A 4,334-nucleotide genomic window follows, 5' to 3' on the forward strand; every position below is an offset into this window, starting at 1 on the left:
TCTCGTACCAAGCTTGTACGTTGCATAAACTGACTACCTATTTGGCTAAAAACCACAGTCAAATAGTAATAGAAGACCTTAATGTATCAGGAATGATGGCAAATCATAAGTTGGCTAAGGCTATTGCTGATATGGGTTTTTATGAGTTTCGCAGACAGGCGCGAGTACAAGTGTGAGTTATATGGTTCTAAGTTAATCATCGTTGATAGATGGTTTCCTAGTTCTAAAACTTGCAGCAGGTGTGGAACTGTTAAAGAGTCTCTGTGTTTATCAGAGCGTGTTTTCAATTGTGAACATTGCGGTTTCAATTGCGATTGCTCCGCAACGCTAGCGCGAACAAGATTTGAATGCAGCCTTAAATTTAGCTATGGCGGGCAGTTCGTCCGTGTCAGCTTGTGGACTGGACAGGCGCCGACGTTGCCAGGTAGAAGCAAGAATAGAACAGATAATCATAGATTTATATAGATTATCGTAGGTTTCTAAGAACGGTTTTTTTATCTAATATCATTAGGACTTACGCAAAGAAACCCGGTTTCTACGACAAATCGTTGTTTTGAACAGTAAACGTCTACGATAAACCGGGTTTCTGGGTTCGCCTGCGTAATATCATGTCCGGTTGAATACTTACATTTTGGAGGAGGTAAGGCAGCTATGCTGGAGGCAGGAGGCAGAAGGAAAGAAAAGGTTAGAAGGGAAAAGGTTTTTTATCACTGATTATCAGGACATGATATAAGTCCTGATCATGTCCGGTTATCATACATTACCTTTTTCAAAATCCTCTCTAACCATCCCCCCAAAAGGATACTCTATAAAGCAGGTTTAGCATAATTATGCATTAACCAAAGTTGAAATTTTTCATATTTTCTAGTAAGCCAAACTAAATTAAGAATGATTATCATTTTCATAAAATATAGAATTTTTATAGCTATAAAAGCATTTTAACGATGATATAATTATAAATTTTAGTTTTTTGCCTGTTGATTTTTAATATAAATTAAAGTTGGAAATGGTTGATTTTTTTTAGCTTTTTTCGTAAAATAAAAAATGTTTGAAGTAATTGAAAAATTTTAGAAAAAAGATAATCGGCTTGCTAAAATTTAGTGAGTTATCAACTCACAATTTTCTGATCTAAGTAGGTGAGCATAAATAAACACAATATTAGGGGGCAGGCTTTGATAAATAGATTGAGTTTATTCAAGGCTTTCGGTTAAACCTGCCCCTACAATTTTTTTAACGTTTAATTAGACCTACTTACTTATCTGGCTCAAAAAACTCCACTATTGATACCTAGTGCCGCTACGCGGAAGTCAAAAGTATTTATTGATAAGGCTTTTAGAATTTTGTAACTGGTTAGTTATTTCTGCCATCCTGCACTAGATATTCCTTAGCTTCAAAACAAACCTTTGAGATAGTTTCAGCGATCGCTTACTCATTGCTGAAATGATAAATGTTCTGTCTTGACAACTACTATGACGCAAATTTTTCCCTTTATCCCAACTGATGATGTTACTAAACCCGAAGTAGAACACCACCATCATCATCACCATCATGATGGTCATACCCATGCCCACGGGATTATAGATCCTGAAATCGCTAGTTCGGAGCGGGGAATCTGGGCTGTGAAATGGTCACTGGCGGGTTTACTAATCACTGCTGTATTACAGGCAGTCGTGTTCTGGCTTTCTGGCAGTGTCGCTCTCCTGGCCGATCTTATTCACAACGTTGGGGATGCTATGACGGCTGTACCTTTGGGCGTGGCGTTTTTCGTCTCACGACGCAAGCCAACAGCCAGATTTTCCTATGGCTTTGCTCGCTTGGAAGACTTGGCAGGAGTGATGATTGTGGCCATTGTCTTGTTTAGTGCCATGATTACCGCCTATGAGTCTGTGGAGCGATTTTACCATCCTCAGCCCTTGCATCATTTGGGGGCATTGGCGATCGCTGCTATTGTCGGCTTCATCGGCAACGAAATTGTGGCCGTTTTTCGCATTCGAGTCGGTCGTGAAATCAACAGTGCTGCCCTCATTGCCGATGGGTATCATGCTATGGCTGATGGTCTGGTTAGTCTGGCAGTGTTACTCAGTGCTGTAGGTGTTTGGCTTGGCTATCCCTGGGCAGATCCAGTGATGGGTTTAGTCATAACCTTAGTATTGCTGAAAATTGTCTGGGAGTCAGGACAGACCATTTTTAGTCGCCTGCTAGATGGCGTGGAACCAGAGATACTTGAATCCCTTCATCATGCAGTCAGTCATGTGCCTGAAATAGACCCTAATAGCATAGCCAACCTGCGGAGTCGGTGGTTGGGGCATCGTCTCCATGTGGAAATGGACATCATGCTACCACCTACTTTATCTCTTCAGGAAAGCCAAGAGATTACTAATACTGTTGAGGAGCAATTAAAAGCACACCTAGCGTATATCGGCTTGATTGTAATTCGAGCCGTACCTGATTCACAAATCAAAAGTTAAAAGTTATAGCGCTACGCGCTAGGGAATAGGGAATAGGGAATAGGGAATAGTAAACCGTTAAAGGGTTTTCGGTGCGGAATCCGTCAGGAAACAGGGTTTAGAAATTTGACATACTCCCCGGCGTAAACGCACGGGGATTCTCCTGAAACCAGGATTCTTGGTTTGCTGACGCAAGGCTACGCCAACAATGAGTCCACTTAAATCAGATACCTTACGATACCTAAGCCAGAGATGGTTCTCTCCCCAAGCGTTTGCTCTGTTCCAAGAGCCTGTTCCCGTATGCCCTACGGTACAGTTTAAATCTAAAAAAATTGGTTCTCTGGTACTTGATGCTTAGAGCAATTCCTAAGCACAAGCATTCCTGTGCAAAACCCCATAACTCTTCTCTTGGTCAGCATTCCCTCTCTTGGTCGGCGTTCCCTTGCGCCTGTCGGTGGCGCGGGGTCCGACCGCTTGCGCCTAACGGGGACGCGGGGTCTGACCGCAGTTTTCAAGGTGCAAACGCTACAAGTTAGGTAGCTATAGGTTTTTAGAGCGGTTGAATACCTTTCCGCTGTTTCGATCATAACATAAAGTCCCCCTTTTAGGGGGAGGCTTTAAACCCAATTTTTCGGTAAAACACCTTAATGCGTAGCGCTATAAAAGTCAAAATAAGCATTCAGCTTTTCGACCAATGTAACAAAGCAATTTCAATGTGTAATAGCTTATGCAGGAAACACCAAAAACACTGATTAATAAACAAGAAACTCTAATATCTGAAATATTTATTGAAGGGAAGAGTCAACCCACACTACTCATTCGCATTTTACGAGAACCATTGTTACACTTCCTTGTTTTGGGTGCCCTACTCTTTGGGCTGTATTTTTGGGTTGGTAGTCCTTCAATCGCATCTACTTCCGCCAAACAAATTGAAGTATCTACCCCTGTAATTGAGTCTTTGCAAGCAACCTGGAAGTTGCAGTGGGGACGAAAACCTACTCCGCAACAGTTGCAAAAATTAGTAGATAACTATGTGCACGATGAGGTTTTGTATCAGGAAGCCCTGGCCTTGGGCTTAGATGACAAAGACATCATTATCCGGCGACGGCTAATTCAAAAGATGCAGTTCCTAGTCGAAGATGTGGCAGGTATCAAGGAACCATCGGACGAAGAGTTGCAAAGCTATTTAGAAACTCATATCGATCGCTATACTATCCCTGGAAGATTTAGCTTTAACCAAGTCTATTTCAGCCAAGAACTGCATGGGGACGACACCGAGACTGATGCCAAAAATCTCCTGACTCAGCTACAGACTGATACCGTTCGGACTCAACCCAGAGGCGATCGCTCCATGTTACCGACAACCTATACTTTGGCTTCAGCTAAAACCCTCAACAACACTTTTGGGGGAACTTTGGCTAGGGAGATGGCAGAGGTGACTGAAAAAGGTTGGCAAGGCCCGTTTCATTCTGCTTATGGTAGTCATTTGGTCAACGTTACTCAAATTGAACCAGGCCACCCCGCTACCTTGGCAGAGGTGAGAAAGAATGTCCGTCTGGACTACCTCAGAGACCGGAAGCAAAAGCAGGATGAATTATTTTATCAAAAATTACGCGATCGCTATACGGTCTCTATTAATGAGGATGCTCTAAATCAAGCTGTTCAGGAGGACGACGCATGAACTTAATACTACTAGGGCGTCTAGGTTTAAAATGTCAGTTGAAAAAACCTAACTTCCTATCCCCCCTGCCCCCCTTTGAAAGCTATCCCTTATAAGGAACTCCTCAGACACCGGGACACGGAGACGCACCAGACACGGGGACACGGAGAGCAGGGGAGAAGGGGAGCAGGAGAGAAGGGAAAAATAGTCATAGCATCTAAGTAAAA

Annotated in this window: 4 protein-coding genes; 3 read left to right on the top strand and 1 reads right to left on the bottom strand. The window is 42.8% G+C overall.

What is annotated here, in order from left to right; all coding sequences use genetic code 11:
• The first annotated feature begins 141 nt into the window (after nt 1-141).
• Nucleotides 142-465 carry a zinc ribbon domain-containing protein gene (locus tag F6K54_RS41175; protein WP_375342034.1) on the top strand — a complete coding sequence of 108 codons (324 nt, stop codon included), beginning with the start codon at nt 142-144 and terminating at the stop codon, nt 463-465.
• A 908-nt stretch (nt 466-1,373) separates the two neighbouring features.
• Here F6K54_RS41175 and F6K54_RS41180 read toward each other — a convergent pair.
• Nucleotides 1,374-1,565, bottom strand: coding sequence for a hypothetical protein (locus F6K54_RS41180; protein ID WP_293090277.1), 192 nt, complete (start codon nt 1,563-1,565; stop codon nt 1,374-1,376).
• Between F6K54_RS41180 and F6K54_RS41185 the strand changes: the two genes are divergently transcribed.
• Together F6K54_RS41185 and F6K54_RS41190 are read left to right on the top strand one after the other, a co-directional pair.
• The gene (locus F6K54_RS41185) at nt 1,470-2,468 is read left to right on the top strand and encodes a cation diffusion facilitator family transporter (protein WP_293090275.1); all 999 of its coding nucleotides are present in this window, start codon (nt 1,470-1,472) and stop codon (nt 2,466-2,468) included. The two genes, F6K54_RS41180 and F6K54_RS41185, sit on opposite strands and share 96 nt — an antisense overlap.
• A gap of 706 nt (nt 2,469-3,174) precedes the next feature.
• Complete coding sequence (locus F6K54_RS41190) at nt 3,175-4,128, top strand: peptidylprolyl isomerase (protein WP_293090276.1); 954 nt, start codon at nt 3,175-3,177, stop codon at nt 4,126-4,128.
• The last annotated feature ends 206 nt before the right edge of the window (nt 4,129-4,334 follow it).

Source organism: Okeania sp. SIO3B5 (assembly GCF_010692555.1).
In the GTDB taxonomy this organism is placed as follows: Bacteria; Cyanobacteriota; Cyanobacteriia; order Cyanobacteriales; family Microcoleaceae; genus Okeania.